The organism is Candidatus Symbiopectobacterium sp., assembly GCF_020054415.1.
Classification (GTDB): domain Bacteria; phylum Pseudomonadota; class Gammaproteobacteria; order Enterobacterales; family Enterobacteriaceae; genus Symbiopectobacterium.
This window is the reverse complement of sequence record NZ_JAHWCO010000016.1, coordinates 1-4724: the sequence shown is the minus strand read 5'-3', so window position 1 is coordinate 4724 and position 4724 is coordinate 1. Positions and strand designations below refer to the sequence as shown.

Here is a 4724-nt window from a genome sequence, read left to right as displayed (position 1 = left end):
GGCCACTTTTGCCATAACCGTGTTTTTTCACAGGAGATGTCTGTTCACAAAACGGGCATCTTACATCAACTTTAGCCACTGTATTCCACATCCAAAACCGGACATTTCACACTGCAATCAACATATTGAATACACGACCCTTACACAGGGCTACCACACCCTTTGTCATAAGTTAAACTATATATCAGCCGTGAAAGACAAAAAGAGCGACAGAGCACAAGATAACGAAACCCGCCGAATTAAAATCATTAATTAGAAAAAAACACCAACAATAGAAATTTTAAACAAAAATTATGACACAAACATTCGCATCATTAGAGAATGATCGCCACAATGATACTTGCAATAGATTAGTTTTTGTAATGCAAAAAATGGCTGAAATTAGATTATTTCAACCAAAGGCTACGATTATGTCATGGTGCCAAAAACGCTAAAGATGACGACGATCACACCCACCTTGCGCTCACTGCCACCGCGTCACCACTGATGGCAACGAGGGGAAGGCAATTTTCCTGCCACATACCCATACTAATTAAAAGTGTAATATCCATTTATCAGCGATGCATCACGGTCTTTCCGTTATTGATGGCATAGAAGCTAACGCTATGAGGATTAATATTTCGCACCATGAGGGCGTCTCCCGCCCCGATCGCTCGCGCTACCCGGCCCTTTTCAGCACCCATTTAACATAATAAATGTTATGGATATTACGACGATGACCCAAAGAATGATCCTTAAAGAAACCTCGTATTTTGGTGCGGGGGCGGTTAACCATATCGTGGAAGAGATAACCCGGCGTGGTTTCCACAAAGCGTTGGTCGTCACTGACAAAGACCTAGTGAAATATGTTGTGGTGAGTAAAGTCATCACTCTGCTTGATCAAGCGGGCCTGCCCTACGAGGTTTACGATGACGTAGTGCCTAATCCCACTATTCGCGTGGTGACCGCAGGTATTGAGCGCTACAAGGCCGCGCAGGCCGATTACCTGATCGCTATTGGCGGCGGTTCGCCACAAGATACCTGTAAGGCAATTGGTATCATCATCAACAACCCGGAATATGCCGATGTACGCAGTCTGGAATGCGTTGCGCCCACACGTCGTCCCAGCGTACCAATCTTCGCGATCCCGACCACCGCAGGCACCGCTGCCGATGTTACGATTAACTACGTGATCACCGACGAAGAAAAACGTCGCAAATTCGTCTGCGTCGATCCGCATGACATTCCTATCGTCTCGTTTATCGATGCCAACATGATGGCCAGTATGCCCGCCTCACTGAAGGCGGCAACCGGCCTGGATGCCTTGACGCACGCGATTGAAGGTTTTACCACCAAAGGCGCGTGGGAGCTGGCCGACATGCTGCATCTGAAGGCTATCGAAATCATCAGCCGTTCGCTGCGTGATTCCGTGGCAGGCCATGCCGCAGGCGTGGAGGCAATGGCCTTGGGATAGTATGTCGCCGGCATGGGCTTCTCCAACGTGGGTCTGATATTGGTTCACGGTATGGCACACCCGTTGGGCGCTTTCTATGACACCCCGCACGGCGTGGCAAACGCAATCCTGCTGCCTCATATCATGGCGTTCAATGCTGACTACACCGACGATAAATTCCGCCAGATTGCCGTTGCAATGTGCGTCCCGAGTGCACAAGAGATGCCGATCGCGCAAGCGCGGGAAGCCGCCATTGCCGCCGTGAAGCAACTTTCTCAGGATGTGGATATCCCAGCACGTCTGCGTCAAGTGGGCATGAAAAAAGAGGATATTCCGGCGTTGGCGCAGGCCGCTTTCGACGATGTTTGCACCGGCGGCAACCCACGTGATGTGACACTGGAGCAAATCAAGGCGCTATATCAGTCAATCTACTGATTCTCTCTCCGCTGGTTTCCCTTCATTATCTCCACTCCCCCGGCATCGCTTGCTTGGGTTTACGCCTGTCCGTAAATGATATAAATTCACATATGATAGTGGTTATCATTATCATTTATGAGTTTCGTCATCCATAGAGGAGCGCAGCCATGCTAACCGCAATGATTACTGCATGCGGGTTATGGAGTGCCAGCTGGTGTCTGGGTAAACGCCTGAGCAGTGCTTGGGGTATTCTGCTACCCGCCGCACTGATGCCATTGCTTGTTCTGCTCGATCTTCAACTCAACAGTTGGAAGCTGATCGTAGCGATTGCGCTACTGGCGACCGCCGTCATGCTGTTCCATCCTCGTTTGCGCCATTACCTGCTGCTGCCTTCCTGCATTGCACTGGCGGGCGGATTGAGCGCGTTGGTGGTGGCATTCCAAACGACGTGGCCATAACGGACAATACGTCATGCAGTACCAAGAAAAATGTTTGATCGACACGAAGAAATAAAAAAGAAGGGAAAAGCATTAAGAAATGGTGCGAAGAGAGGGAATTGAACCCTCACGTCCGAAGGACACTAACACCTGAAGCTAGCGCGTCTACCAATTCCGCCACCTTCGCAACGCCGTCACACGATCTGCATCGTGTCACCACGGGGGCGAATTCTAGAGATTTTCTCAACAACGTCAATGATTATTTCCGCTTGGGTGCTGGGTTTGCTGCAAAAATCGTCATATTGACCTTATAAGGGACGCGCGAAGCACTCCCGCAGCCAATCGATAAACACGCTGACGCGCGGCGCTAGGAAGTGCCCGGAAGGGTACATTATGTACAACGGCATATCCGGTGGCGGCATCTCAGGTAGAACCTCCACCAGTTCACCGCTTTCCATCCAGTGCCGTACGCCATAGCGCGGAAACTGGATCATTCCCAACCCGGCGCGACACGCCGCCACGTAGACATCCGCCCCGCTGACATCAATCTGGCTGTGCAGAGTTCGCTGCTCGCACACCCCCTGTGACATAAAATCCAGCGGATAGTGGCGAGTCGTGCGCTGAGAAAAATAGCCTACTGCCTGATGTGTGGCTAAATCATCCAGCGTTTGTGGCATGCCATAGCACTCAATGTAGTCTGCAGACGCACAGGTTACCTGCTCCAACGCGGGCAAATGGCGTGCAATTAACGATTCATCTTCCACCTGCCAGGCCCGCAGCACGCAGTCTACGCCCTCGCGCAGCACATCGATCGCTGCATCATTAGCGCTCAGACACAGCGTGATCTCGGGGTAGCGCTGGCTTTGTTGAATAAATATATTTTATGCTGGCAGTCCAGTGAAACGAAGAATCATCGCAACGCAAAATCATGCAGTTAGGCCTCATGAGAAAGCTGTACACCTGAGGGGACAAGCATTTTCTACCAAAACTGGCTTGGCAAAACAGCATGAATCACTATTACTCAACAAAGCCGGTAGCGCTGATAAAACTGCGGCAGTGCGGGAATCACAATCTCACGCGCCAGTGAGTGTGGCATATCGACACGAATGCGCCCGGAAGGGCGCAATTTCTGGCGTGAGAACAGCGTATCCGTTTCGTCTATTTCCGCCAGCAATCGTAGGCAGCGCTGATAGTAAATCTCGCCTTCAGCCGTCACCTGTACCTGACGCGTGGTGCGCAGCAACAGTCGGACGCCGAGGCGTGCCTCGAGTCGCTTGATCGTATGGCTGACGGTAGTACGCGGTAAATTCAGCTTTTCGGCTGCCCGACTGAAATTGCCCAGTTCGATAATTCGCACAAAGGTGCGCATCGCCTGAATATGATCCATCGCCCCCCAATTGTTGGTGATTTTTGAACAGTGTTGCACATTATCCGCTATTTATCTTTATTCTCTGAACAATCACACTGCTTCCATCTTACGAGCGAGGGAGAACATACAATGCAACAACGTCAACTTGGCAAAACAGGACCGCTGGTTTCCAGCATCGGGCTTGGCTGCATGGGCATGAGCGATTTTTACTCGACCGCGCAGGATGAAAAAGAGGAGATCACCACGCTGCACCGCGCGCTGGAACTGGGCGTCACGCTGCTGGATACCGCCGGCAAGATCCGCTATATAGGATTAAGTGAAGCGCCGGTTTCATTGTTGGAGTGCGCACACCGTGAACACCCGATTACCGCGCTGCAAACGGAGTATTCTCTCTGGACGCGCGATGTGGAAGCGGAGATCCTCCCGGCGTGCCGCCGCTTGGGGATTGGTTTTGTCCCCTATAGCCCGCTCGGGCGTGGCTTTTTGAGCGGTACGTTACGCAGCCCGGAAGATTTGGCTCCGGATGATTTCCGCCGCACCAATCCGCGCTTTATGGGGGATAACTTTGCCAAAAACCTAGCGCTGGTTGAGCAAGTAGAAAAACTGGCGCGAGCAAAAGGCGTCACCTCTTCGCAGTTGGCACTGGCATGGGTATTGGCGCAGGGTGACGATATCGTGCCAATTCCGGGCACTAAACGCCGTCGCTATCTGGAAGAGAATATCGCCGCACTGGACGTTCAGCTAACACCAGAGGAACTGGCAGCGATTGAAGCCATCTTCCCCTTCGCCGCAGCAGCGGGCGATAGTTACGGCACGGAGAGCATGGCTACCATTAATAATCTCCGCTAACAGCGATGAGCACAAAAACACGCTGTCAGGTCACTGATAACCCACTTAAAACAGTCATTCTTGCATACATCCCGCCATTCCTGCATATTCGCATCGTGATCGATCAGTGATTCGCATGACAATCGATCACGATTTCGCATGAAAGGTCGATCACTGATTCGCGTCGTATCGATCACTCCGGGACTTAACTCTTTTAACCTCCTCTCCATTCGCAGTTTCT

General features: G+C 51.5%; 2 protein-coding genes, 1 tRNA gene and 4 pseudogenes. 3 read left to right on the top strand and 4 right to left on the bottom strand.

Going from position 1 to position 4724, the window contains the following annotated elements; translation table 11 throughout:
* Nucleotides 1-79 (bottom strand): annotated as a pseudogene (locus tag QZ506_RS00505) (IS1 family transposase); the annotation flags it as partial.
* A gap of 636 nt (nucleotides 80-715) precedes the next feature.
* Between QZ506_RS00505 and fucO the strand changes: the two are divergent.
* Both fucO and QZ506_RS00495 read left to right on the top strand, forming a co-directional pair.
* Nucleotides 716-1867 (top strand): annotated as a pseudogene (gene fucO / locus QZ506_RS00500) (lactaldehyde reductase).
* A 149-nt stretch (nucleotides 1868-2016) separates the two neighbouring features.
* A complete protein-coding gene (locus QZ506_RS00495) occupies nucleotides 2017-2307 on the top strand; it encodes a DUF1435 family protein (RefSeq protein WP_291968308.1) in 291 nt (96 codons plus the stop codon).
* A gap of 80 nt (nucleotides 2308-2387) precedes the next feature.
* On the opposite strand, the gene QZ506_RS00490 is transcribed toward QZ506_RS00495, so the two are convergent.
* From QZ506_RS00490 to QZ506_RS00480, 3 genes and pseudogenes are all read right to left on the bottom strand, one after another.
* Nucleotides 2388-2473: transfer RNA gene (locus QZ506_RS00490), tRNA-Leu, on the bottom strand.
* 121 nt (nucleotides 2474-2594) lie between these two features.
* A pseudogene (locus tag QZ506_RS00485) lies at nucleotides 2595-3146 on the bottom strand (LysR substrate-binding domain-containing protein); the annotation flags it as partial.
* 173 nt (nucleotides 3147-3319) lie between these two features.
* Nucleotides 3320-3673: pseudogene (locus tag QZ506_RS00480) on the bottom strand (LysR family transcriptional regulator); the annotation flags it as partial.
* Nucleotides 3674-3784: 111 nt separating this feature from the next.
* Here QZ506_RS00480 and QZ506_RS00475 point away from each other — a divergent pair.
* Nucleotides 3785-4504 (top strand): aldo/keto reductase, encoded by a 720-nt coding sequence (locus QZ506_RS00475; protein ID WP_291968307.1) that lies wholly within the window; start codon nucleotides 3785-3787, stop codon nucleotides 4502-4504.
* Nucleotides 4505-4724 lie beyond the last annotated feature (220 nt).